The following is a 22,999-nucleotide window of genomic DNA, read 5'->3' on the forward strand; positions in this document are numbered from 1 at the left end:
TGAACATGCCCCGTTTCAATACGCAATGGTTGGCGGCCCGGCGGGATTCCAGAACCAGTTTTCCGACATGGAGGGGGATTGGAGCGCGGTCAAGTCCCTCTGTCAATTTTCTCGTCTACACGTCGATACAACCAAAAAGATATAAATATACATATTGCAATCCCAAGTGATTTCGTTATCATGAGATGTATGGTTGCAATAATGCATTTTCAAGTTGCATTTCCTTTCATGAGAAGAACCGATGGCCGGCAAGCGTGGCAGTGAAATTCACAAGGGTGAAAGCGTCGCCTACATCTCGCAGATGCTGGGTGAATTGAGGGTTGTGGCAGAGCGCGAGGGCGCGGATATGCTCTGTTATCTTATTGAAATGGCCTATGTGGAGGCAAACGATATTCTCTCTGGCCAAAGGCCGCTTTCACTGCGTCATATGGAGAGAGACAAGCCCTCCAGCATGTCGGTGTAATCGTCCGGCAATATCCAGCTCCAGCAGAACGAGATAGACCGCCGAGGCGCTGAGACCCGTGTGGCGAATGATGTCATCGACTTCCACGGGTGTAGGTCCAAGGGCATTTACAACCCGTGATCGTTCGTTTTCATCCGGCGGCTCGTGCCATGTCTCGCTTTCTTCGTAGGCAGGTTCTTCTACCTGCGGCGGGCTGAACAAATCGATATTGCTGAGCGGCGAGAGCGCCTCAAGCACATCTCGCGGCTCGGTTGTAATGGTGGCGCCGTTTTTCAGCAGACCGTTCGTGCCGTGGCAGCGCGGGTCGAGCGGCGAGCCGGGGACGGCGAAAACCAGCCTTCCGAAATCCGCCGCAAGGCGCGCCGTGATGAGAGAGCCAGAGCGCTGCGCCGCCTCGATGACAACGACGCCCAGCGAAATTCCGGCGATCAGCCGGTTGCGGCGGGGAAAGTCGCGGGCGCGCGGCTCCCAGCCAAACGGCATTTCGCTGACGGCAATGCCCTTGCCATCCCAGATGTCATGCAGAAGATCAATATTTTCCGGGGGGTAGGGCTGGTCCAGCCCTCCGGCAAGGGCCGCGATCGTGCCGGTAGCCAGGCTGGCGGCATGGGCTGCGGCATCGATGCCGCGTGCAAGTCCCGAGGTGATGGCATAGCCTGCCGCGCCGCAATCGCGCGCCAGCAGGTTTGCCATCTTCACGCCGCTGATGGAGGCGTTGCGAGACCCGACAATCCCGATGGAGGGACGCTGCGCCAGTTTCAAGTCGCCTTTCATCGCCAGAAGCGGCGGTGCGGCGTCGATCTGGCGAAGGGCGGCGGGGTAATCGGGCTCGCCGATCCCCACGAAGCTTGCGCCGAATTTTTCGGCAAATTCCAGCTCGCGTTCCACCTCCTGGCGGGTGGCTATCCGCACCGGCTTTGCGGCGCCGCCGCGCTTGGAAAGCTCCGGCAGCGCTTCAAGTGCGCGTTCGGCGGTGCCGAAATTGTTGATGAGGTCGCGGAACGTGGCGGGGCCGACATTGTCGCTGCGGATCAGTCTCAGCCAGGCGATTCTCTGCCTCTCCGTCAGGCGTATGCCTGACCGTCTCGAACCGCCTGCCGTCATGCCCCTAACCCTTTTGCCCGATCTTCCCTTCGGTCCCGGAGATCAGCCGCTCGATATTCTCCTTGTGCTTCCACCAGGTGATCACCGTCATTGCGGCTGTCACCAGCGCCGGTTCCGGCTGATGGAGTAACCACAACGCAACCGGAATGACAAGGGTTGCAACCAGCGCGGACAATGACGAGTAGCGTGAAAGCTTTGCAACCGAAAGCCAGACGATGGCAAAAACCAGCACCATCAGCGGAAAGACGCCAAGCAGGGTGCCGATATAGGTGGCCACGCCCTTGCCGCCCTTGAAGCGCAGCCAGACGGGAAAGAGATGGCCGATAAAGGCGGCAAAACCGCCAAGCAGGCCGGGCAGATGCACGGTTTCGGAGCCAAAGACATGCTGGGCGATGACCGCAGCAAGGGTTGCCTTCAGCGCATCCAGCAGCAGCGTTGCGGCGGCCAGCTTCTTGTTGCCGGTGCGTAGCACGTTGGTGGCGCCGATATTGCCGGAGCCGATCTTGCGGACATCGCCCAGGCCCGCCATGCGCGTGAGGATGAGGCCAAAGGGAATTGAGCCGAGCAGATAGCCAAGGGCGAGCGAGGCGATCAGCGCCGTGGAGGAGATCTGACTGTAGTCGATGCTGGGCATGAAATTGCCTTTCAGGAAAGCGAATGAACGAGCCTGCCGCCGACATAGGTCGCCACGGCGCGGCCGGAAAAACGGGCATCTTCGAAGGGCGTGTTCTTCGAGCGAGACACCAGCGCATCGCGGGCAACGATCCACGGTTCATCGAGGTCGATCAGCACAATGTCTGCCTTCGCTCCCGGCTTCAGCGTGCCAGCCTCAAGGCCGAAAATTTCCGCCGGGCGCGTGGACATGGCCCCAATGAGCCGCATCAGCGATACCCGCTCGGCGTGATAGAGCCTGAGGGCGGCCGAAAGCAGCGTCTCCAACCCCGCAGCGCCATCGGCGGCATCGGCAAAGGGAAGGCGCTTGGTGTCCACGTCCTGCGGATCATGGGCCGATACGATGATGTCGATCTCGCCGCTGGCAAGCGCGTCCACCATGCCGATCCGGTCAGACTCGGAACGCAACGGCGGATACATCTTGAAGAAGCTGCGATATTCGCCAATATCGTTTTCATTCAGCGACAAATGGTTGATGGAGATGCCGCAGGTAACATTTGCGCCGCGTGCGCGGGCAAGTTTCACTGCCTCCACGGATTCCGGCACTGAAATTTTCGCCGCGTGATATTTTGCCCGTGTCAGACCCGCCAGCCGCAGATCCCGCTCCAGCGGAATGAGTTCGGCCTCCTTCGGGATGCCTGAAAGGCCGAGCCAGCTTGCGAAGAGCCCCTCGTTCATCACGCCATTGCCGAGATATTTCTCCCGCGCTTCCAGCGAAATCACCGCACCGAATTCCCGCGCATAGGTCATGGCGCGCCGCAGTATCAGCGAGTCGGACAGGCCCTTGCGGCCATTGGTGAAGCTCACCGCGCCCGCTTCCTTCAAAAGGCCGATTTCCGTCATTTCCTCGCCTGCAAGCCCCTTGGTCAGGGCGGCGGCGGGATGGATGTTGACGCTTGCGCGGTCACGCGCGCTGTTGCGGATGAATTCCACCAGCGCAATATCGTCGATCACCGGATCGGTATCGGGCATCATGATGAAGGAGGTGATGCCCCCGGCGGCGGCCGCCTGACCGGCAGAGGCCAGCGTCTCGCGGTGTTCGGCGCCCGGCTCGCCGATGAAGACCTGCGCATCGACGAGGCCGGGGGCGGCAATCAGCCCCTTCGCATCGCGGATTACCGCACCTTCGGGCGCGCCCTGGTTGCGGGCATCGCTGCCTGCGGCAAGGATCACGCCTTTGGCATCGACCACGATCGTGCCCACCTCGTCCAGCTTGCGGGAAGGGTCGATGATGCGGGCATTGTTGATGACGAGCGGCTTGTTCATCTTCATCACCTTTAAGCGCGAGGGGCGTTGTGTTCGGACAGCAGCAGGGCTTCCATCACCGCCATGCGCACGGCAACGCCCATTTCCACCTGCTGTTCGATGACGCTCTGCGGCCCGTCGGCAACATCGGAGGCGATTTCGACCCCGCGGTTCATCGGGCCGGGATGCATGACGAGGGCATCTTCCCTGGCGGCTTTCAACTTTTCGGCATCAAGGCCGTAAAAATGGAAATATTCGCGCACCGAAGGCACGAAGGCGCCCGCCATACGCTCGCGTTGCAGGCGCAGCATCATGACGACATCGGCGTCCTTCAGGCCTTCCTTCATGTCGGTAAATACTTCGACACTCATATCGGCAATGCCGGAGGGCAGCAGCGTGGAAGGCGCGATAACGCGAACCCGTGCACCCATGGCATTGAGCAGCAGGATATTGGAGCGCGCCACGCGCGAATGCAGCACATCGCCGCAAATGGCCACGATGATGCGGGACAATTTGCCCTTGGCGCGGCGAATGGTCAGCGCGTCGAGCAGCGCCTGGGTGGGGTGTTCGTGCTGGCCATCACCGGCATTGACCACCGAGCAGGCCACTTTCTGCGAAAGCAGCGCGGCAGCGCCTGCCGAAGCATGGCGCACCACCAGCACATCCGGGCGCATGGCATTGAGCGTCATGGCGGTATCGATGAGGGTTTCGCCCTTTTTCACCGAGGAATTGCCAACCGACATGTTCATCACGTCCGCGCCCAGCCGCTTTCCGGCCAGCTCGAAGGAGGATTGCGTGCGGGTGGAGGCTTCGAAGAACAGGTTGATCTGGGTAAGCCCGCGCAGGGTCGTGGTTTTCTTTTCCCGCTGGCGGCTGATTTTCACGGCCTCGTCGGCCTTGTCCAGCAGATAGGTGATGTCGGATTCCTTGAGGCCCTTGATGCCAATGAGATGGCGGTGGGGGAAGAAGACCATGCGCATGTCCTCCTGAGGTTTGCCGGAAAAGGGAGATGATTTCCCGAAAGACAAACAGCGGTAAAAGTTCTCAGATCTCTTCCGCGTTTACGCCGCGGAAGACACTGAAACGGTTGGCCGGTCTATAATGATTGGCTGGCATTGGGGCAAGTCTTCGAGCGGGGTGGCCCGATTTGTCCCCCGTTTTGGCCGGGTTCGTTGGCGTGCCATGTCGCATTTGCGGGGAAACATGATAAAGACGGTTGGAAATCATTCGATTTCAGCGCCAGGAGCGGCCGTTTCACGGCCCCGCACGGCTGGAAGAACTCGTATATTGGAACGCGCATGAGCCGGACGGAAGACATATTGCTGGAACTCAATCAGCCGAAACCATGGTCCGGCGTGAATGCGTTCCGCACCGATCCGTTGCTTGTGGACCTGACCAGCGGATTGAACCGGGCGCTGCGCGATGATTTCGATGCGCTTGGCCGCTATGTCACCTCGCACGAGGCGCAGGAACTGGCCCGCATGGCCAATCACAACCCGCCGGAACTTCGCACCCACGGCCCGCGCGGCGAAAGGCTGGATGTGGTGGAGTTCCATCCCGCCTGGCACGCCATGATGCGCCGCTCCATGGCGAATGGCCTTCATTCCTCGGTCTGGGAAAACCTGCCGGAGGTGCGCGGGCAGGATCACAAGGCCCGCGCCGTGCGGTTTTACCTCACCGCGCAGCTTGAATGCGGGCATCTTTGCCCGCTGACCATGACAAGCGCCTCCATGGCGGCATTGATGTCCTCGCCGCGCGTGCAAAAGGAATGGGCGCCCAGAATCCTCGCGCGCAAATACGATAGCTCCAATCGATCCGCCATGCAGAAGACTGCGGTGACGATCGGCATGGGCATGACCGAAAAACAGGGCGGAACGGATGTTCGCGCCAGTATTTCCACCGCAACCAGGGTGGGCGAGGGCATCTACCGGCTATCGGGGCATAAATGGTTCATGTCCGCGCCGATGAGCGACGGTTTCGTAATGCTGGCGCAGATGCCGGAGGGCATGGGCTGCTTTCTCGTGCCGCGCCTGCTGGAGGACGGCGTGGCAAACGGGCTGCGCTTCCAGCGGCTGAAGGACAAGCTCGGCAATCGCTCCAATGCCTCGTCCGAGGTGGAATTCACCGATGCATTCGGCTTCCTGCTGGGTGATCCCGGCAGCGGTATTCGCACGATTCTGGAAATGGTGACGCTGACAAGGCTGGATTGCGCGCTGGCCTCTGCCGGCATCATGCGCGCTTCCATGGCAGAAGCCGTGCATCATGTGCGCGGCAGGGCGGTGTTCGGCAAGAAGCTGATCGATCAGCCGCTGATGATCCGCGTGCTGGCGGATATGGCGCTGGATGTGGCGGCGGCAACGGCGCTGTCCTTCCGCCTTGCCGAAGCCTTCGACCGCGCCCGCGAAAGGGCGGCGGACGCCGCTTACGCCCGCGTCATGACGCCGGTGGTGAAATACTGGGTCTGCAAAATGGCGCCGCCCCTCATTGCCGAGGCCATGGAATGCATTGGCGGCAGCGGCTATGTGGAAGAGCGCGCCATTGCCCGCCATTACCGCGAAGCACCGGTAAATGCCATCTGGGAAGGCTCGGGCAATGTCATGGCGCTCGACGTGCTGCGGGTGCTGGAACGCGGCAAGGATCTGTTCAACATGGTCTTTGCCGAACTGGAGCGCGACCTTGGCCCCGCCGGGCGAAAGACGATCGAAGTGCTGCACGCCGCCATGGCGCTATGCGAACGCGACGAGGGTGCCGCCCGGCTGCTGGTGGAACAACTGGCGCTCGCCGCCGCCGCCGCCGAACTCTACCGCATGGGTGCCGGCAAGATTGCCGACGCCTTCCTGGAAACCCGCCTGACCGGCGGCTGGCGCAACACCTACGGCGTTCTCGACGCCCGATTCGATGCGCGCTATCTGGTCGATCTGCTGTATCCGCCGGTGGATTGAGGGATGACGAAGGTCATCCACAGAGCCGGGCACTCCTGTTAACCTTAACAAAAGGTTTACGTTGCTCTTAAAGGCTTAACCGCCCACTGTGGACTCATTGAAAAGATGGGAACAGGCGATGAAGGCTGGTCTTCAACGATTTGCGGTGCTGGGCATCATGATGATGTTCTTTGCCGTGCTGGCGCTGGATGTGGTGGTGCCGCTCATGGTGTTGAGCTTAATGGCGTTTTCCGTATGGCTGGTGGAGCGCCTGCCGGACGACCTCTTCGATGCGCCTTTGCGGCGTGGGGCAGGGGGGGAAACGGCATGAGGTGGCTGTTGATCTTCTGGGCCGGGCCGATCTTTCTCCTTGGAAGTTGGTATTATCTTTCGCTCAACGACATGAGTTTCGGCATTTTCATGCTGACCCGGCAGGCGAACGATCTGGTTTTTCAGGTCTATGGCAATATGCTGGGCCTTGATCCGGCGAGCCTGCCGCCGCTTGTCATGCGGGCCATTGTTGTGGACAGCGCCGTTTTGTTTGCGCTTGTCGGCCTTCGTCGCCGTGCGAAGATCATTGCCTGGCTTCGCGCCCGCCGCGCTCAGCTTTCGCTTGCCGTCAAGGACAGAAGCCTGTCCAGCGCGCCCTGAAGGATAAAACTCGCGGCAGCCGAATCGATGCGTTCGGCCCGCTTGGCGCGCGAGACATCCATTTCCAGCAGCGCCCGTTCCGCCGCCACCGTGGAAAGCCGCTCATCCCAGAAAATGAAGGGAATATCGGTCTTTTCCGCCATGGCGCGCACGAAGGCGCGGGTGGCCTGCACGCGCGGGCCGGATGAGCCATCCATATTCACCGGCAGGCCGATGATGAAGGCGAAGACCTTTTCCTTTTGCGCGAAAGCAAGAAGCACCTCGGCATCTTTGGTGAATTTCACCCGCTTTATCACCGGTCGCGGACTGGCGAGGCGCCTTCCCAGATCCGACATGGCAAGGCCGATGGTCTTGGTGCCGAGATCGAGACCCGCCACGGCCTGACCCGGTTGCAGGGCTGCCGCCAGTTCTTCGATGGTCAAAACCGTCATCGTCGTCTTCCTGTGGTGAATTCTGTGTTTACATCAAGGCTCGAAGATGCCCACGCATCCTCGCCTTGAAGTGATTTCGAATATCTCAAATGCATCAAAGGCTTGAGATATTCGAAAAGGGAATACGAAGAGTCATCTTCAATGACTCTTCGTATGAGTCCTTTTCTCAGCCCACTTATGCCATATCTTTTTCCACCGGAACCATTTTCATTACCTCAAGAGGAAACTCCATGAAACTCACCTGGCTCGGCCATGCCGCCTTCCGTCTCGAAACGGCCAAGGCGAAAATCCTCATCGATCCATTTTTCACCCATAATCCGGGTTTTGCGGGCCTCGACCTCAAGGATGCCGCCAAGGATGTGACCCATATCCTGCTGACCCATGGTCACGGCGATCACGTTGGCGATACCATTGCGATTGCAAGGGAAAGCGGCGCGACGGTTCTGGCCAATGCCGATCTTGCTGCCTGGCTCGGCGCCAAGGGTGTTTCAAAGCTTGAAATGGGCAATACTGGCGGCACGGTGCATTTCGACGGTTTTACCGCCACCTTCACCAATGCCCTGCATTCCTCGGCACAGGTGACGGAAGATGGCGTCTCGCACGCTCTTGGCAATGCCAACGGGCTGATGCTGCATTTTGATGACGAGGCCTCGCTGTTGCATATGGGCGATACCGATATTTTCTCCGACATGGCGCTGATCAACGAATTGCACCAGCCCGATATTGGCATCGTGCCGGTGGGGGATCGGTTCACCATGGGGGGTGCGGTGGCGGCACTGGCCTGCCAGCGCTTTTTCAACTTCAAGACCGCCATTCCCTGCCATTATGGCTCTTTCCCGATCATCGATCCGACGGCGGAGAAATTCATTTCCGGCATGGAGGGCACGAAAACCGCTGTTCAGGCCCCTCGACCCGGCGAAACGCTCTCGCTTTGAAAGTGGAAATGCCGCGTAACGGGAAGCTTCCCGTTGCGCGGCAACAGTTGGGACAGTATAGCGGTGGCATAACCGATCTGGAGAATGCCGATGTCCGTTGATCTTGCCACCGTCAAGCGTGTTGCCAAGCTTGCCCGCATTGCCCTGCCCGATGAAGAGGCCGAAAAGATGATGGGTGATCTGAATGGCATTCTCGGCTTTGTCGAGCAGCTTTCGGAAGTCGATGTCGATGGCGTCGAGCCCATGACCTCCGTCACGCCCATTTCCATGAAGAAGCGCAGGGATGTGGTGAACGACGGCAGCAAGGCCGAAGACATCGTGGCCAATGCCCCGGAAACCGACCGCAATTTCTTCCTCGTCCCGAAGGTCGTAGAATAAGGCTGGAGCATTTCCGGTGAACACGGGTTCACCTGCATTGCTCTCATTCCTTGTATCAACGCATTTCCGGACGCAAAATCCTATAGGCTTTTGCTGGAAATGCTGTAGAGCGCCTTTTTCCGTCCATCCTTTTTGCCTGGCGCGCCGCCCCGCGCAAAACACCGAAGCGAACCCATCATGAGCGAACTGACCCGCCTTACCATTGCCGAAGCCCGCGCCCGACTGGCTGCGAAGGACATCAAGGCCGTTGAACTCACCGATGCTTACCTTGGCGCCATCGAGGCCGCCAATGACGCGATCAATGCCTATGTGACGGTGACGCCTGAAATTGCCCGCGACATGGCCCGCGCATCGGATGAGCGTATTGCCTCCGGCAAGGCAGGCGCGCTGGAAGGTATTCCGCTGGGCGTCAAGGATCTTTTCGCCACGCGCGATGTGCATACGCAGGCCTGCTCCAACATCCTGAACCGCTTCAAGCCGAAATATGAATCGACCGTCACCGCCAATCTGTGGAACGATGGCGCGGTTTTGCTGGGCAAGCTCAACATGGATGAGTTCGCGATGGGCTCCTCCAATGAAAGCTCGTTCTATGGCCCCTGCGTCAACCCGTGGAAGGCTGAAGGCTCTGACGAAAAGCTGGTGCCGGGCGGCTCTTCCGGCGGCTCTGCGGCCGCCGTTGCCGCGCAGCTTTGCGCCGGTGCAACCGCAACCGATACTGGCGGCTCCATTCGTCAGCCTGCGGCCTTCACCGGCACGGTTGGCATCAAGCCGACCTATGGCCGCTGCTCTCGCTTCGGCATCGTCGCCTATGCCTCGTCGCTCGATCAGGCCGGTCCGATTGCCCGCGACGTGCGCGATGCCGCCATCCTGCTGAAATCCATGGCCAGCGTGGATGAGAAGGACACGACCTCGGTGGATGTCGCCGTGCCGGATTATGAGGCGGCCATTGGCCAGTCCGTCAAGGGCATGAAGATCGGCATCCCGAAGGAATATCGCGTCGAGGGAATGCCGGAGGAAATCGAGGCCCTGTGGCGTCAGGGCATGGAATGGCTGAAGGCAGCCGGTGCCGAGATTGTCGATATTTCGCTGCCGCACACCAAATATGCGCTTCCCGCCTATTACATCGTCGCCTCCGCCGAAGCATCTTCCAACCTTGCCCGTTATGACGGCGTTCGCTACGGCCTGCGCGTGGACGGCAAGGACATTGCCGACATGTATGAGAAAAGCCGCGCGGCAGGCTTCGGCAAGGAAGTGCAGCGGCGTATTCTCATGGGTACCTATGTGCTGTCCGCCGGTTATTACGATGCCTATTATCTGCGGGCGCAGAAGGTACGCACCCTCATCAAGCGCGATTTCGAACAGGCCTTCCACGCAGGCGTGGATGCCATTCTCGCGCCGATCACGCCCTCTTCCGCCTTCGCCATCGGCGACAAGGATCTCGCGGCCGATCCGGTGAAAATGTATTTGAACGACATCTTCACCATAACGCTCAACATGGCTGGCCTTCCGGGCATTTCCGTGCCTGCCGGGCTGGACAAGAAGGGCCTGCCGCTTGGCCTGCAATTGATCGGCAAGCCCTTCGAGGAAGAAACCCTGTTCAAGACCGCCCATGTCATCGAAAGCGCCGCCGGCACCTTCACACCCGCCAAGTGGTGGTGAGCCCATTTACTTTCGGCGGATGGAGGAGGCTGATCGCGAGGCGGTCGGCCATCTTGGCTGGAATGCCTGGCGGCATAATGGCCCGCCGGATCGGATCATGGCCAACCCCAAGGTTGCGCAGCGTGTGAGAGAGGGCTTTCTGCGCTTTCCCTTCGAGGTGACAGGGCCGGTATTTCTGGCGGAACGGCATGGTGTGCTTGCCGGTTGGGTGGCGCGGGGCGAAAAGCCGGATTGTCTTTCCGATGTCTGGCTGCTTCCCGATCCGCAAAGCCATGCCATTGGCGCATCCTTGCTGGAGCATGTCTGTGGCGTTCTTCGTGCCGAAGGGGCAGGGCAGGCGCTCATCTCCACCCACCAGAATCATTTTCCAGCCATCGGGCTCTATCGCCGTGCCGGTTTCGACATGGTGTGGCAGGGCATGGCTGTCGATTATGTGCTGAAGCTGGAGATCCCGGCGGTCCGCTTGCGTCGCAGGCTGGACTGATATTCCACTGTCCACAGGTTGCATGTCCGGAAAAGGACTGCCCCTGCACTTTTGCCGGACACGCTCTGGTCAATTGCTGAAACCAATGTTCTACTTTGAAGCAGGGGACAGTGGAGGCAAGCGTGGTTGCGATTCGCAGTGCGCATCCGGAAGAGTTGGTTTTTCTGGCGGATATTGGCTTTCGGGCCTGGGAACGGGCCATGCTGCCGATCGGGGAAAGCCGCGCCATGGTGGAAAACGCCCGCTCGGCATTCCAGAATTTCACGCGCTCTTCGCCGCTTACCATCACTGTGGTGGAAAGCCATGGCAGACCCATGGGCTGGGCGGCGCGCGAAACACTGGATGAGCGCATTTCCGATTTCTGGATCGATCCCGATCATCTGCGCAAAGGCTATGGTTCAGCCCTGCTTTCAGCGGTGGAGGAAGCGATACGCCATGCAGGCTATGAAGAAACGCGGCTGGAAACCCATGCCCGCAACCGGGAAGCGGTGCAATTCTTCAAGTCGAATGGTTTCGGGATCCAGTGGCTGTCCGTGGTTTATAATCCCAAGCTCGACCGGGACATGGAAACCGTCGGCATGGCAAAGCGCCTCGTTCAGAATGAGCGCCTGACCTATGGTCCGGGCGGCATGTTCTGACCTTGCGTCATGGCGCTCCAACGCTCTGGCTCATCTTTTCCGGTCAGAAATCCGGCATCACTCTTTGCAGGACACCGCTTTATCCGATCAGGTTTGTCAGGCAGCTGGCAGGCAGCGCGAAGGCATGAAGGCGTCTGCCGGCAAGATAGCCGTCGCGGGGGCTGAGATCAGCCACGGGATCGAGCGTGACGCCATGGCAGGACAGAACCCCGGCTGCCGTTACGTAAAGCACCAGATCATCACCCTTGGCTGACGTAAGGGGAAAGGTCTGCTCATAGTAGTTTCGCGGAAATCCGCCCTGCGTGCGGGCCAGCACCGTATAGGGCTCGTTGCGCAGCGTGTGGAAAAGATCGGCCAGAATATCGCGGTTGTCGGCAACGATGGTGGCGGCGCCAACGCGGGTTGCGGTTTCGCCGATCTGTCGTGAAAGCTCGGCGCGACCGAGATACCGCGCCAGAACGGGTTTGCCATTTGGCAGGCGAACGTCCTGGGCAAGCACCGTCATGAGCGGGAAAAGCAGTGCTGCAAGAGTGTTGATAACGAGCGATGCGCGAAGCCAGCGCGGCGAATGCGTAAAAAGATAAAACACCGCCAGCATGGTGCCGGCGGCATAGGCTGTCGCGGCCCAATTGGCATAGGCCCGCGACATCAGCGCCTGAAACACGATGGCCAGCACAATGGGCCAGGACAGGATGAAGAGGTGCTTTTCCGTGGGCTGTGCGCGGCCGCGCACAAGGCGAACGAACACCACGATCATGGCGGCGAACAGTACCGGCCCGACCACGCCGAACTGGCTGGAGAAAAATTCCAGCGCCTTGCCCAGTTTGAAGTTCAGGCCGTGCCAGTCGGCATTTTCAGAGGTGTGTTTCAGCGTTGCGCCGCCATGGGTGGCGTTCCACCAGATATTGGGAAAAATCACCAGCAGCGTCGCGATGGCCGCAAACAGGCAATCGCGCAGCGCAATGCGCGTGCGCGGTATGAAAATCGCGGCAATCGCGGCGGTCGCCACAAAGTAGAGCATGGCATATTTTGCCAGCGTACCGAAGCCGATCGCCACGCCCACCAGCACCGCAAAGCCAGCGGCGCGGCGTTCGATGAGGTGAGAATAGGCGTAGAGGGTGATGGCCAGACAGGGGAAAAGCACAGTATCGGTGGACATGAACACGGAAGAGAGCGCCACGCCTGGCAGGGTGGCATAGCTGATCGCCGTCCAGTTTGCGACCTCCTTCGAGCCGGTGAGGCGGGCTGTGGCGGGAATGAGGATCAGCGCCGTTGCCATATGCAGCAGCGGGCTTGCCAGCCTGATCCAGAAAATATCGCTGGAGCCGCCAAGCGTGGTGAACAGGTGGATGACCCAGGCAATCATTGGCGGCTTGGAATAATAGCCGAAATCCAGATGCTGCGACCATTGCCAGTATTGCGCCTCATCCACGAAAAGATCGGTGCCGTCGAAATGCAGCATCACGATACGGTAGGCGGTTAACGCAAGGATAAGAGCGATGGTCACGCGCAGCGAGAGTTTCATGATCGGTTCAGCTTTCCGATTCGTTCGGCAGGCCGGTCTTGCGGCCCTGATGCACCAGCATGAGATTGCGCACATAGACGATCAGGCCGAGGCCCTGCCCGAGGATGATGATCGGTTCCCCGCGATGCAGGCCATAGGCCAGCAGCATGACGCCACCGGCCAGAGAAAACCACCAGAAGGCCGTGGGCATGACGGAGCGCTTGGCTTTTTCCGATACCAGCCACTGGATGATGAAGCGCAGCGAAAACATCAATTGCGCCACGACGCCAAGCCCCAGCCAGACGAGATCGCTGGTGGAATGGATTTTGAAATAGGCGAGAAGGTCGCTCATCAGGCTTTACCCAATTCCTGCGGGCGCACACGCTTGCGGCGCTTGATCAGCCACACCACGCCGATCAGGTCGTAAATGCCGACAAGGCCCCTTTGCAGGTTGTTGTAGTTGGAGGTGCCGGCATGGCGGTGCCGGTGGCTCACATCCACATGCGCCACCGACCAGCCATGGGCGGTGAAAAGCGCTGGCAGGTAACGATGCATGTGGTTGAAAAAGGGAAGCTCCAGAAACGCATCCCGGCGAAAGGCCTTCAGGCCGCAGCCCGTGTCGCGGGTATGGTCGTTCAGCAGGCTCTGGCGGATGGCATTGGCTGCCTTGGAGGCAAGCCGCTTGGACAGCGTATCCTGCCGCTTCACGCGCTGGCCCGCGACGAGGGCAAGGCCTGCCGGACAGTCGGCGGCAATCAGCGGTGCCACGAGGCGGGGAATTTCAGCGGGCGGATTTTGCCCGTCGCCGTCCATGGTGCAGATGACTGGCGCACGCGCGGCAAGAACGCCCGAATGCACGGCTGCCGACTGGCCACCGGAGGAGGCGTGCGAGAGCCCGCGCAGCCAGGGAAGGCGGGCCATGGCCTGTTCCAGCCGGGCGCGCGTGGCATCGGTCGAACCGTCATCGATGAAAATCGCCTCGAAATCGAATCCGGCGCAGGCCTCTTCGATTTCGGCAATCATGAGATCGATATTCTCCGCCTCGTTCTTCATAGGAACGACGATGGAAAAGCGGGGTGTCACGTCAGCGGTCATGGCCGGTCCAATGGGTGCCAGGGAGTGGATGGCGGCTCCTTAGCTTGTTTTGCAGGGCTCGTCACCAGAATTGCGGGGTTTTGCCGCATTTGCGTGGCGCAATCCACCAGCATATCGCCGCATCGTCGCCGCGCGTCGCGGCAAGTCTTGCACCTTGGGGACAATTGCTCTAACCGGAAGAGAAAATACCATTCCTGTAGAAGAGCATGTCATGACCCTTGTCGATACGCGCACGCCCGACCCGAAACGCCTGATTCCCGGCGCCACCGGCGACTGGGAAGTCATCATCGGCATGGAGGTCCATGCCCAGGTTCTCAGCCAGTCCAAGCTGTTTTCCGGCGCCTCCACCGTTTTCGGCAATGCGCCGAATTCCAACGTGTCGCTGGTGGATGCCGCCATGCCCGGCATGTTGCCGGTCATCAACGAGGAATGCGTCCGTCAGGCGGTGCGCACCGGCCTTGGCCTGAAGGCGAAGATCAACAACCGCTCGATCTTCGACCGGAAGAACTATTTCTATCCGGACCTGCCGCAGGGCTACCAGATTTCGCAGTTCAAGGATCCGATCGTCGGCGAAGGCAAGATCATCATCTCGCTGGGGCCGGATCGCCAGGGCAATTTCGAGGACATCGAAATCGGCATCGAGCGTCTGCATCTGGAGCAGGATGCAGGCAAGTCGATGCATGACCAGCATCCGACCATGTCCTATGTGGATCTCAACCGCTCCGGCGTGGCGCTGATGGAAATCGTATCCAAACCGGACATGCGCTCCTCCGATGAAGCCAAGGCCTATATGACCAAGCTGCGCTCCATCGTGCGATATCTCGGCACTTGCGATGGCAATATGGATGAAGGCTCCATGCGGGCCGACGTCAACGTTTCGGTGCGCCGTCCGGGCGAAGCGTTCGGCACGCGCTGCGAGATCAAGAACGTCAATTCCATCCGGTTCATCGGTCAGGCCATCGAGTATGAAGCCCGTCGCCAGATTGCGATTCTGGAAGATGGCGGCGTCATCGATCAGGAAACGCGCCTTTTCGATCCGGGCAAGGGCGAGACCCGCTCCATGCGCTCCAAGGAAGATGCGCATGATTACCGCTACTTCCCCGATCCGGACCTGCTGCCGCTCGAATTCGACGATGCTTTCGTCTCCGAACTGAAGGCAACGCTGCCGGAATTGCCGGATGACAAGAAGGCCCGATTCGTCGCCGAGCTTGGGCTTTCGGTCTATGATGCCTCCGTTCTGGTGTCGGAAAAGGCGATTGCCGATTATTTCGAAGCCGTGGCCGAGGGCCGTGACGGCAAGGCTGCCGCCAACTGGGTCATCAACGACCTCCTGGGCGCCTTGAACAAGGCGGGCAAAGCCATTGAAGAGACTCCGGTTTCTCCCGCCCAGCTCGGTGGTATTATCGACCTCATCAAGGACGGCACGATTTCCGGCAAGATCGCCAAGGATCTGTTCGAAATCGTCTGGAACGAGGGCGGCGACCCGGCTGCGCTGGTGGAAAGCCGTGGCATGAAGCAGGTCACGGATACTGGCGCCATCGAAAAGGCGGTTGACGACATCATCGCGGCCAATCCCGATCAGGTGGCCAAGGTCAAGGCAAAGCCGACGCTGGCAGGCTGGTTCGTTGGGCAGGTGATGAAGTCCACCGGCGGTAAGGCCAACCCCCAGGCCGTGCAGGCGCTGGTCAAGGCGAAGCTCGGCATCGAAGAGGAATAGGGCGTGTTCTTCGTCCGGACCGCCACCGAAAGCGATATGGAGAAGGTGCGCAGGCTTTTGCATGAAACCTGGCACGCCACCTATGACGCATTCCACGGTGCGGCCAAGGTCGAAGAGATCACCCGGCAGTGGCATTCCCCAGCCGCGCTCAAGGCACAGCTTGAGCGCCGCGACGGGGAGTTTCTGGTGGCCGATGATGGCCGCAGGATCGGTGGCATGGCCTTTGCCGCCATGGCGCCGAAAATGGCCAAGACCGCAATTCTTCACCAGCTTTACGTCCACCCTTCCTTGCAGCGGCAGGGCATTGGGCGCGATCTCTTTGCAGAATTGGAAACATGTTTTCCCGATGCCGAGGTGATGCGGCTGGAGGTGGACGAGAAGAATTCCGGCGTAATTGCCTTCTACACCGCGCATGGCTTTAACGAGGTGGACCGGATCGGCGGGGGCGGCGGCGAGGCCAGTGAGATTGCTGTGCGCGTGCTGGAGAAGACGCTGAAATAGGTTTTTTCGGAAGATGATCCTCGGTCTTGGAATGGAGATTGGGGCAGCGATTTTTCATTGCATTGCAGGCTGAAATGACGATGAGGGCGACCGCTTTTGCTGGACAATCCCGGCGCGAGGCGTCATAAGCGAAACAGAATGAAAGCTGCCAGCGCGGCTGGCAGAGCCGAGGACGAGACATGAAGCAGCTTCTGTTGCAGATTTTCACCTGGTGGAGCGGCCAGACTATCGGAACCCGTTTTTTCACCTGGCGCCATGGAAAGCGCGTCGGTGAAGACCAGTTCGGCAATATCTATTACGAGGGCCCGCTGTCCAGCTATGGTCTTCCGCGCCGGTGGGTGGTTTTCAAGGGCTATGCCGAAGCCTCCGCCATTCCTCCGGGCTGGCATGGCTGGATGCATCACCGCACCAACACGCCGCCGACCAAGGATAATTATCAGCCCCGCGAATGGGAAAAGGCGCATCACGCCAATCTCACCGGTTCTGCTGCCGCCTATCGCCCGCAGGGTTCGATTGCCGCCACCGGGGAACGCCCGCGCGTAACCGGCGATTACGACGCCTGGACGCCGGGCAACTAAGCCTCCGGGCTTTGGCCATAATTGCCGCATAGACAGGTAGGGGCTGGAAGGACATACCTCCGGCCCCGAACCTTATGATTTTCTGATTGAGGAATGACGTGTCCATGCTGACAGTTCGCCTGCGCCCCTGGCTCTTCTCAGTTGCCGCTCTGGCGCTGTCCGGGCTTACCCTGCCGGGTTCTGTGCAGGCAGCACGCATTTCCAACACGGTTGCCGTCTTCTCCGGCCTGGACAAGATTACCGGACGCATAACCGAATTCGACGTTTATGTGAACGAGACGGTGCAGTTCGGCGCCTTGCAGGTCACGCCCAAGGTTTGCTACTCGCGCGATTCGTCCGAGGCACAGCACGTCGATGCCTTCGTACAGGTGGAGGAAATCACCCTCGACCGCAAGATTCGCCGCATCTTCTCGGGCTGGATGTTTGCCGATAGTCCGGCGCTGAATGCCGTGGAACATCCCATTTATGACGTCTGGCTGAAGGACTGCAAGCAAAGCTCCGACGTACCGAAGCCCAGCCAGAAGTAATCCTTTCAACCAGAAGTCCCGCTGGATTCTCCGGGCAGCAAAAACGGCCGGTGGGGAGGGGCGATGGCGCGCTCCAGCATCAGGCAATAATCGGCCTTGGGGACGTCAATGGCGCCAAAGGTTTTCAGATGGTCCGTGGTAAACTGCGTGTCCAGAAGCATGAAGCCCTGCAGCCGCAAGCGCTCGACGAGATGCACGAGACAGATCTTGGAGGCATTGCTGCGGCGGGAAAACATGCTTTCGCCAAAAAAGGCCGCCCCGAGAGAAACACCGTAAAGACCACCAACCAGTTCGCTGCCTTCCCATGCCTCCACGCTGTGGGCGTGGCCCATGCGGTGAAGCTCGCCGTAAAGCCTGACGATGGTCTGGTTTATCCAGGTTCCGGGACGGTCTGGCGCAGGTTCCGCGCATTTTTCCATGACGCGGGAAAAAGCGGTATCATAGCGAATGGAAAAGGGTTTTTGCCGAATGGTCTTGGCAAGGCTCTTGGACACGTGAAAACTGTCCAGCGGCAGGATGCCGCGCATTTCGGGTTCGACCCAGTAGAGGTCCGGGTCGTCCGCGGCTTCAGCCATCGGAAACATGCCGATGGAATAGGCACGCAGCAGGATTTCCGGCGTCAAGCCCATATCCCTGCTGCGTCTTCCCATATCAACCTCAATCCTGCTTGTTGGCCAGATATTTCTCCAGCCAGTGGATGTCATAATCGCCATTGGCAATATCAGGATTGGTGATCAAATCCTGAAACAGCGGCAGCGTGGTCTTGATGCCGTCAATGACGAATTCATCCAGTACCCGGCGCAGACGCATCATGCATTCCACGCGAGTCCGGCCATGCACGATCAGCTTACCGATAAGGCTGTCGTAATAGGGCGGAATCTTGTAGCCCGCATAGGCGCCGGAATCGACGCGCACACCAAGCCCGCCGGGAGCATGGAAATGGGTGATGGTGCCGGGCGAGGGAGTGAAATTGCGTGGATCTTCCGCATTGATGCGGCACTCGATGGCATGGCCATGGAAAACCACTTCGTCCTGCGTGACGGAAAGTCCGGCGCCGGAGGCAACGCGGATCTGCTCGTTCACGAGGTCGATGCCGGTAATGGCTTCTGTTACCGGATGCTCCACCTGCAAACGGGTGTTCATTTCGATGAAATAGAACTCGCCGTTTTCATAGAGGAACTCGATGGTGCCGGCCCCGCGATATTTCAGCTTCTTCATGGCGTCAGCGCAGATCTGGCCGATCTTCATTCGCTGCTCGACATTGAGGGCTGGCGAGTTGGCTTCTTCAAGCACCTTCTGATGGCGGCGTTGCAGCGAGCAATCGCGTTCGCCGAGGTGAATGGCGTTTCCGGCGCCGTCGCCGAAGACCTGAACCTCGATGTGGCGCGGCTTTTCGAGATATTTCTCCATATAGACCGCATCATTGCCAAAGGCGGCTGCCGCTTCGGTCCGCGCCGTGTTGAAGGCCTCCATCAGGTCTTCTTCGGTCTTGGCCACCTTCATGCCGCGTCCACCGCCGCCGGCGGTTGCCTTGATGAGCACGGGATAGCCGATCTTGCGGGCGATCTCCAGTGCATTGTCCGGGCGAACCTCACCGTCGGAGCCGGGCACGACCGGGATTCCCAGTTCCTGGGCGGTCTGCTTGGCGGTGATCTTGTCACCCATCAGGCGGATATGTTCGGCGGTCGGCCCGATGAAGGTGATGCCATGCGCCTCGAGGATCTCGGCAAACTTCGCGTTTTCGGACAGAAAGCCGTAGCCCGGATGCACCGCATCAGCGCCGGTGATTTCGCAGGCAGCGACGATCTGGTGGATGTTCAGATAGCTCTCGCGCGAGGGAGGCGGGCCAATGCACACGCTCTCATCGGCAAGGCGCACATGCATGGCGTTCGCATCGGCAGTGGAGTGCACGGCAACGGAAGCGATGCCAAGCTCTTTGCAGGCGCGAAGAACGCGCAGGGCAATTTCGCCGCGATTGGCAATGAGAATCTTGGAGATCGTGCTCATACGCTTACTCGATGATGACCAGCGCTTCGCCATATTCTACGGGGCTGCCGTCATCCGTGAGGATTTCGACGATCTTGCCCGAACGCGGCGAGGGGATCTGGTTCATGGTTTTCATGGCTTCGATGATGAGGAGGGTCTGGCCTTCCTTGACGGTGGCGCCCACTTCGATGAAGGGACGTGCGCCTGGGGCGGGAGCCAGATAGACCGTGCCGACCATGGGCGCGGTGACAGCCTTGGAAAGGTCGCGAGCAGCCGGGGCGGCCGGTACAGCGGCGGCGGGGGCTGGCGCTGCGGCAGGCGCCGCAGCCATTGCAGGCGCCGGAGCATAGGCCTGAACCGGGGCGGCGATCATCTGCGGCGCGGCACGCGAAACACGAATTCTCAGTGCGTCCTGCTCCACCTCGATCTCGCTGAGATCGGTTTCGTTGAGGATATTGGCCAGCTCGCGGATCAGTGCCTGGTCAATGCCGGATTTCTTGTCAGCCATGGAAAAGGGTCCCTGTGTTTCTTCTTTTATCGGGTGAGATTGTCCAGCGCCTGAAGCGCCAGAACGTAGGAGTAGGGGCCAAAGCCGCATATCACGCCCTTGACCGCAGCAGCGATCATGGATTTATGCCGGAACTCTTCCCGTGCATGGACGTTTGAAATATGCAGCTCGACCACCGGAATGGAAATGGCGCGGATGGCGTCATGAAGCGCGACGGATGTGTGGGTGTAGGCGCCGGCATTGATGGCAACGCCCACCGCCTTGTCATTCGCTTCATGCAGCCAATCGACCAACTGGCCCTCATGGTTACTCTGACGAAAATCCACTGAAAACCCGTGAATTTCCCCATGGGAAGCGCAATCTGCCTGAATATCGGCAAGCGTCTTGCCGCCATATATGCCCGGCTCACGCTTTCCCAGCATGTTGAGATTGGGGCCGTTCAGCACGAAAATGGTTCTGGTCATACACCGTTCCGTCGCGTTTCAACCGCCTCCTATAGACCGGCCAGACCGCAAGGAAAAGACCTTTTGGGCCTTCTTCCTCTTGATGCGGCATTTCCCTGGTCTTTCCAGTGGAAAGAAAGGCCAGAATTGATGTTCGGTCCGCCTTCAGGACCATGAGATATTCCGCCTGCCGATCCTATTGGGGATTTCGGCAGGTTGACGGGATCAGCAATCGGATTTTCCGCAACTGCGCATGTTCTTGAGCTTTGCTTCCAGTTCATCGGCGCCGATGGCGCCAGAAATGACCTCCGTGCCGATCACATAGGCGGGCGTGCCGTTGATGCCGAGATTTTGCGCCAGCTGGTAGGTTTGCTTGACCGTTGCATCGTTCGGGCTGGCTTTCATCACCTTGCGCAACTCATCCTCGCTGAGCCCAAGCGAAGTTGCGACCTCCATGGCGCTTTCTTCTGTGGCGCGTGTGCCGCCGCTCATAAGCGTCTGGTGGAATTCCGGATATTTTTCCGGTGCGATCTGCTTGAGTGCTGCGGATACACGGTGCGCGGCAACCGATTCAGGTCCGAGGATTGGAAACTCTTTCAAGACGAAGCGGACATTTTTGTCGTCTTTGAGAATTTGGTTCATGTCGGACAAGGCGTGACGGCAATAGCCGCAATTGTAATCGAAGAATTCGACGATCGTCACGTCGCCCTTCGGATTTCCGAGGGAAATATCGGTTTTTGCGTTGAAGATCTCGTCCTTGGCGCTGGCGACGGCCTGATTGGCCATTGCCGCGCGTGCGGCTTCCTGCTTCTTCTGCAAGGCATCCTGCACATCCAGCATGATCTCCGGATTGGCAATCAGATATTCCTTGATGAATTCCCCCATTTCCTGCTTCTGCTTTGCATCGAGTGCCAGGGCTGCGGAGGGCAGAGAAAGGCCCGCCATCAAGGAGACGGCGATGGCGGTGTGGAAAAGTCTCTTATGCATGAAATTCTCCGAGCGGTATCATTGAGGCAGTCGATCCTGTGTCCGGCCGATCGCGCAGCGCAGAAGGCCGCGCGCCGAAACAATTTGCCGTTAAGGTTTTGTCAGCCGCCGTGTCTTTCGTCCAGCCGATTGCGTTCACTATCCGGTCAACGCACCGGAAAATGTCGAGAGTGGGAAGGCTGGCATTGAGATTACGGCAGCGATGCGGCAAACCTGCCTTCATGCCAGTTTCAGGAGTGAATTTCGTGTCAAGCTTGTCAAATCGTAGTGCCGTCGATCCCTTTCATGCCATGGATGTGCTGGCGCAGGCCAATCGCCGCAAGGCGCAAGGCCGCCCGGTGCTGTCTTTGGCCGTGGGACAACCTGTAGCTCTCGCTCCAAGGCTTGCGATGGCGGCGGCCCAGGCAGCCCTGGTGAGCGGCCCTATCGGCTATACCGATGCGCTTGGCCGGGCGGATTTGCGTCAGGCGGTGGCCGGGCTTTATGCCACCCGCTACGGCGCCGGGATCGATCCGGGAAGGGTAGTGATCACCACAGGATCATCGGCAGGTTTCAACCTTGCCTTTCTCACTCTTTTCGATGCAGGCGATGCGGTGGCCATCGCGCGACCCGGCTACCCTGCCTATCGCAACATCCTGAAGGCCTTGGGGCTGGTGGTGCTTGAAGTGCCGGTCGGGCCGGAGAGCGGCTATACGCTATCCCCCGAAAATCTTGAGCGGGAAGCGCGTGCTGCGGGTGTGCGCCTCAAAGGGGTGCTGCTGGCAAGTCCAGCCAATCCCACCGGAACCGTGACAGGCAGGGCGCAATTGCAAAAACTGGCTGGCTGGTGCGACGATAACGGCATCGCTTTCATTTCAGACGAGATCTACCACGGCCTGACCTATGGCGCGGACGAGGCCAGTGCGGCCGAGTTTGCCCCCAAGGCGGTCATCATCAACTCCTTCTCGAAATATTATCGCATGACGGGGTGGCGCATCGGCTGGATGATCCTGCCGGAGCATATGGTGCGGCCGGTGGAATGCCTTGCGCAGAGCCTTTATATTTCCGCTCCCGAGCTATCGCAGATTGCCGCCCTTGCGGCCCTTGACGCGGGGGAGGAGTTGGAGATCTACCGCCAGGCCTGCCGGGAAAATCGTGATCTGCTGGCGCGACGGCTGCCACAAATCGGCCTGCCGCTCCTTTCCCCTATGGATGGCGCATTTTACGCCTATGTCGATGTAAGCCAGTACACCAATGACAGCATGGATTTTGCCCGCCGGATGTTGGCCGAGACCGATATAGCGGCAACTCCCGGCCTTGACTTCGACCCGCTGGAAGGCCATCGCGCCATGCGCTTTTCCTATGCGGGAACGCTGGCAGAAATGCAGGAAGCTCTATCGCGGCTGGAGAACTGGCTATCGTAAAGCGCGTCGCGTTTGATTGGCCCTATTACAACGCCGTGCGTTTTAACAAACGCACGGCGTTGTAGGAGCGATCGCCACTCAGGCAACACTATATCTTGACGGAAAATGCCTGCCGCTTGCGTGAGGGCAATACCCTTGAAGACCCATCATTGCAGGCCAGTGAGGCGTT

27 protein-coding genes are annotated in these 22,999 nt (G+C 59.6%); 14 read left to right on the forward strand and 13 right to left on the reverse strand.

What is annotated here, in order from left to right; translation table 11 throughout:
- The first annotated feature begins 241 nt into the window (after positions 1 to 241).
- Positions 242 to 463, forward strand: a complete 222-nt coding sequence (locus tag T424_RS0101850) for a hypothetical protein (protein WP_027486210.1) — start codon at positions 242 to 244, stop codon at positions 461 to 463.
- Here the strand turns inward: T424_RS0101850 and dprA are convergent.
- From dprA to T424_RS0101870, 4 genes are read right to left on the reverse strand one after another with little or no spacing between them, the layout of a single operon-like run.
- Positions 416 to 1,567: a DNA-processing protein DprA gene (gene dprA / locus T424_RS0101855; protein WP_027486211.1), complete on the reverse strand. Its 1,152-nt coding sequence runs from the start codon at positions 1,565 to 1,567 to the stop codon at positions 416 to 418. The two genes, T424_RS0101850 and dprA, sit on opposite strands and share 48 nt — an antisense overlap.
- A 4-nt stretch (positions 1,568 to 1,571) precedes the next feature.
- Positions 1,572 to 2,201 (reverse strand): glycerol-3-phosphate 1-O-acyltransferase PlsY, encoded by a 630-nt coding sequence (gene plsY / locus T424_RS0101860; RefSeq protein WP_027486212.1) that lies wholly within the window; start codon positions 2,199 to 2,201, stop codon positions 1,572 to 1,574.
- Positions 2,202 to 2,212: 11 nt separating this feature from the next.
- Positions 2,213 to 3,505 carry a dihydroorotase gene (locus T424_RS0101865; RefSeq protein ID WP_027486213.1) on the reverse strand — a complete coding sequence of 431 codons (1,293 nt, stop codon included), beginning with the start codon at positions 3,503 to 3,505 and terminating at the stop codon, positions 2,213 to 2,215.
- A gap of 11 nt (positions 3,506 to 3,516) precedes the next feature.
- Positions 3,517 to 4,458 (reverse strand): aspartate carbamoyltransferase catalytic subunit, encoded by a 942-nt coding sequence (locus T424_RS0101870; RefSeq protein ID WP_027486214.1) that lies wholly within the window; start codon positions 4,456 to 4,458, stop codon positions 3,517 to 3,519.
- Between the two features lie 324 nt (positions 4,459 to 4,782).
- On the opposite strand from T424_RS0101870, the gene T424_RS0101875 reads away from it, so the two are divergent.
- The 3 genes from T424_RS0101875 (at position 4,783) to T424_RS0101885 (ending at position 7,056) form a co-directional block, all read left to right on the forward strand.
- Positions 4,783 to 6,426 carry an acyl-CoA dehydrogenase family protein gene (locus T424_RS0101875; RefSeq protein ID WP_027486215.1) on the forward strand — a complete coding sequence of 548 codons (1,644 nt, stop codon included), beginning with the start codon at positions 4,783 to 4,785 and terminating at the stop codon, positions 6,424 to 6,426.
- A 118-nt stretch (positions 6,427 to 6,544) separates the two neighbouring features.
- A complete protein-coding gene (locus T424_RS22815; RefSeq protein WP_037066267.1) occupies positions 6,545 to 6,736 on the forward strand; it encodes a hypothetical protein in 192 nt (63 codons plus the stop codon).
- Entirely contained in the window at positions 6,733 to 7,056 is a 324-nt protein-coding gene (locus T424_RS0101885; RefSeq protein ID WP_027486216.1) for a DUF6105 family protein, read from the forward strand. The genes T424_RS22815 and T424_RS0101885 overlap by 4 nt, the downstream gene beginning before the upstream one ends.
- On the opposite strand, the gene ruvX is transcribed toward T424_RS0101885, so the two are convergent.
- Positions 7,008 to 7,487 carry a Holliday junction resolvase RuvX gene (ruvX, locus tag T424_RS0101890; RefSeq protein ID WP_027486217.1) on the reverse strand — a complete coding sequence of 160 codons (480 nt, stop codon included), beginning with the start codon at positions 7,485 to 7,487 and terminating at the stop codon, positions 7,008 to 7,010. The genes T424_RS0101885 and ruvX overlap by 49 nt on opposite strands.
- Before the next feature lie 230 nt (positions 7,488 to 7,717).
- Here ruvX and T424_RS0101895 point away from each other — a divergent pair, with 230 nt between their 5' ends.
- From T424_RS0101895 to T424_RS0101915, 5 genes are all read left to right on the forward strand, one after another.
- Positions 7,718 to 8,422, forward strand: a complete 705-nt coding sequence (locus T424_RS0101895; RefSeq protein ID WP_027486218.1) for a metal-dependent hydrolase — start codon at positions 7,718 to 7,720, stop codon at positions 8,420 to 8,422.
- A gap of 90 nt (positions 8,423 to 8,512) precedes the next feature.
- Positions 8,513 to 8,800 (forward strand): Asp-tRNA(Asn)/Glu-tRNA(Gln) amidotransferase subunit GatC, encoded by a 288-nt coding sequence (gene gatC, locus T424_RS0101900; protein WP_027486219.1) that lies wholly within the window; start codon positions 8,513 to 8,515, stop codon positions 8,798 to 8,800.
- 177 nt (positions 8,801 to 8,977) lie between these two features.
- Positions 8,978 to 10,459, forward strand: coding sequence for an Asp-tRNA(Asn)/Glu-tRNA(Gln) amidotransferase subunit GatA (gene gatA / locus T424_RS0101905; protein ID WP_027486220.1), 1,482 nt, complete (start codon positions 8,978 to 8,980; stop codon positions 10,457 to 10,459).
- Positions 10,460 to 10,478: 19 nt separating this feature from the next.
- Positions 10,479 to 10,943 (forward strand): GNAT family N-acetyltransferase, encoded by a 465-nt coding sequence (locus T424_RS0101910; protein ID WP_027486221.1) that lies wholly within the window; start codon positions 10,479 to 10,481, stop codon positions 10,941 to 10,943.
- A gap of 122 nt (positions 10,944 to 11,065) precedes the next feature.
- Positions 11,066 to 11,581: a GNAT family N-acetyltransferase gene (locus T424_RS0101915; protein WP_027486222.1), complete on the forward strand. Its 516-nt coding sequence runs from the start codon at positions 11,066 to 11,068 to the stop codon at positions 11,579 to 11,581.
- A gap of 79 nt (positions 11,582 to 11,660) precedes the next feature.
- On the opposite strand, the gene T424_RS0101920 is transcribed toward T424_RS0101915, so the two are convergent.
- Genes T424_RS0101920 through T424_RS0101930 form a run of 3 tightly spaced genes read right to left on the reverse strand, consistent with a single transcriptional unit; the run spans position 11,661 to position 14,180 of the window.
- Positions 11,661 to 13,106: an ArnT family glycosyltransferase gene (locus tag T424_RS0101920; protein WP_027486223.1), complete on the reverse strand. Its 1,446-nt coding sequence runs from the start codon at positions 13,104 to 13,106 to the stop codon at positions 11,661 to 11,663.
- Between the two features lie 7 nt (positions 13,107 to 13,113).
- Positions 13,114 to 13,437 carry a lipid-A-disaccharide synthase N-terminal domain-containing protein gene (locus T424_RS0101925; protein ID WP_027486224.1) on the reverse strand — a complete coding sequence of 108 codons (324 nt, stop codon included), beginning with the start codon at positions 13,435 to 13,437 and terminating at the stop codon, positions 13,114 to 13,116.
- Positions 13,437 to 14,180, reverse strand: coding sequence for a glycosyltransferase family 2 protein (locus T424_RS0101930; protein WP_084268353.1), 744 nt, complete (start codon positions 14,178 to 14,180; stop codon positions 13,437 to 13,439). The genes T424_RS0101925 and T424_RS0101930 overlap by 1 nt, the downstream gene beginning before the upstream one ends.
- Before the next feature lie 211 nt (positions 14,181 to 14,391).
- Here T424_RS0101930 and gatB point away from each other — a divergent pair, with 211 nt between their 5' ends.
- The 4 genes from gatB (at position 14,392) to T424_RS0101950 (ending at position 17,503) form a co-directional block, all read left to right on the forward strand.
- Complete coding sequence (gatB, locus tag T424_RS0101935; RefSeq protein WP_027486226.1) at positions 14,392 to 15,897, forward strand: Asp-tRNA(Asn)/Glu-tRNA(Gln) amidotransferase subunit GatB; 1,506 nt, start codon at positions 14,392 to 14,394, stop codon at positions 15,895 to 15,897.
- Between the two features lie 3 nt (positions 15,898 to 15,900).
- Positions 15,901 to 16,398, forward strand: coding sequence for a GNAT family N-acetyltransferase (locus tag T424_RS0101940; RefSeq protein WP_027486227.1), 498 nt, complete (start codon positions 15,901 to 15,903; stop codon positions 16,396 to 16,398).
- Between the two features lie 179 nt (positions 16,399 to 16,577).
- Positions 16,578 to 16,976: an NADH:ubiquinone oxidoreductase subunit NDUFA12 gene (locus T424_RS0101945; protein ID WP_027486228.1), complete on the forward strand. Its 399-nt coding sequence runs from the start codon at positions 16,578 to 16,580 to the stop codon at positions 16,974 to 16,976.
- Positions 16,977 to 17,080: 104 nt separating this feature from the next.
- Entirely contained in the window at positions 17,081 to 17,503 is a 423-nt protein-coding gene (locus T424_RS0101950) for a DUF2155 domain-containing protein (protein WP_051558719.1), read from the forward strand.
- 5 nt (positions 17,504 to 17,508) lie between these two features.
- On the opposite strand, the gene aat is transcribed toward T424_RS0101950, so the two are convergent.
- The 5 genes from aat to T424_RS0101975 all read right to left on the reverse strand — a co-directional run bounded on the left by aat (position 17,509) and on the right by T424_RS0101975 (position 21,427).
- Complete coding sequence (gene aat / locus T424_RS0101955; RefSeq protein ID WP_027486230.1) at positions 17,509 to 18,153, reverse strand: leucyl/phenylalanyl-tRNA--protein transferase; 645 nt, start codon at positions 18,151 to 18,153, stop codon at positions 17,509 to 17,511.
- A gap of 7 nt (positions 18,154 to 18,160) precedes the next feature.
- Entirely contained in the window at positions 18,161 to 19,510 is a 1,350-nt protein-coding gene (accC, locus tag T424_RS0101960; protein ID WP_027486231.1) for an acetyl-CoA carboxylase biotin carboxylase subunit, read from the reverse strand.
- 4 nt (positions 19,511 to 19,514) lie between these two features.
- A complete protein-coding gene (accB, locus tag T424_RS0101965) occupies positions 19,515 to 19,997 on the reverse strand; it encodes an acetyl-CoA carboxylase biotin carboxyl carrier protein (protein WP_027486232.1) in 483 nt (160 codons plus the stop codon).
- A gap of 26 nt (positions 19,998 to 20,023) precedes the next feature.
- Entirely contained in the window at positions 20,024 to 20,461 is a 438-nt protein-coding gene (aroQ, locus tag T424_RS0101970) for a type II 3-dehydroquinate dehydratase (protein ID WP_027486233.1), read from the reverse strand.
- Positions 20,462 to 20,665: 204 nt separating this feature from the next.
- On the reverse strand, positions 20,666 to 21,427 hold the full coding sequence (locus T424_RS0101975) for a DsbA family protein (protein WP_027486234.1): 762 nt from the start codon (positions 21,425 to 21,427) through the stop codon (positions 20,666 to 20,668).
- A 245-nt stretch (positions 21,428 to 21,672) separates the two neighbouring features.
- On the opposite strand from T424_RS0101975, the gene T424_RS0101980 reads away from it, so the two are divergent.
- Entirely contained in the window at positions 21,673 to 22,830 is a 1,158-nt protein-coding gene (locus T424_RS0101980; RefSeq protein WP_027486235.1) for a pyridoxal phosphate-dependent aminotransferase, read from the forward strand.
- The last annotated feature ends 169 nt before the right edge of the window (positions 22,831 to 22,999 follow it).

Source organism: Allorhizobium undicola ORS 992 = ATCC 700741, from assembly GCF_000621665.1.
In the GTDB taxonomy this organism is placed as follows: Bacteria; Pseudomonadota; Alphaproteobacteria; order Rhizobiales; family Rhizobiaceae; genus Allorhizobium; species Allorhizobium undicola.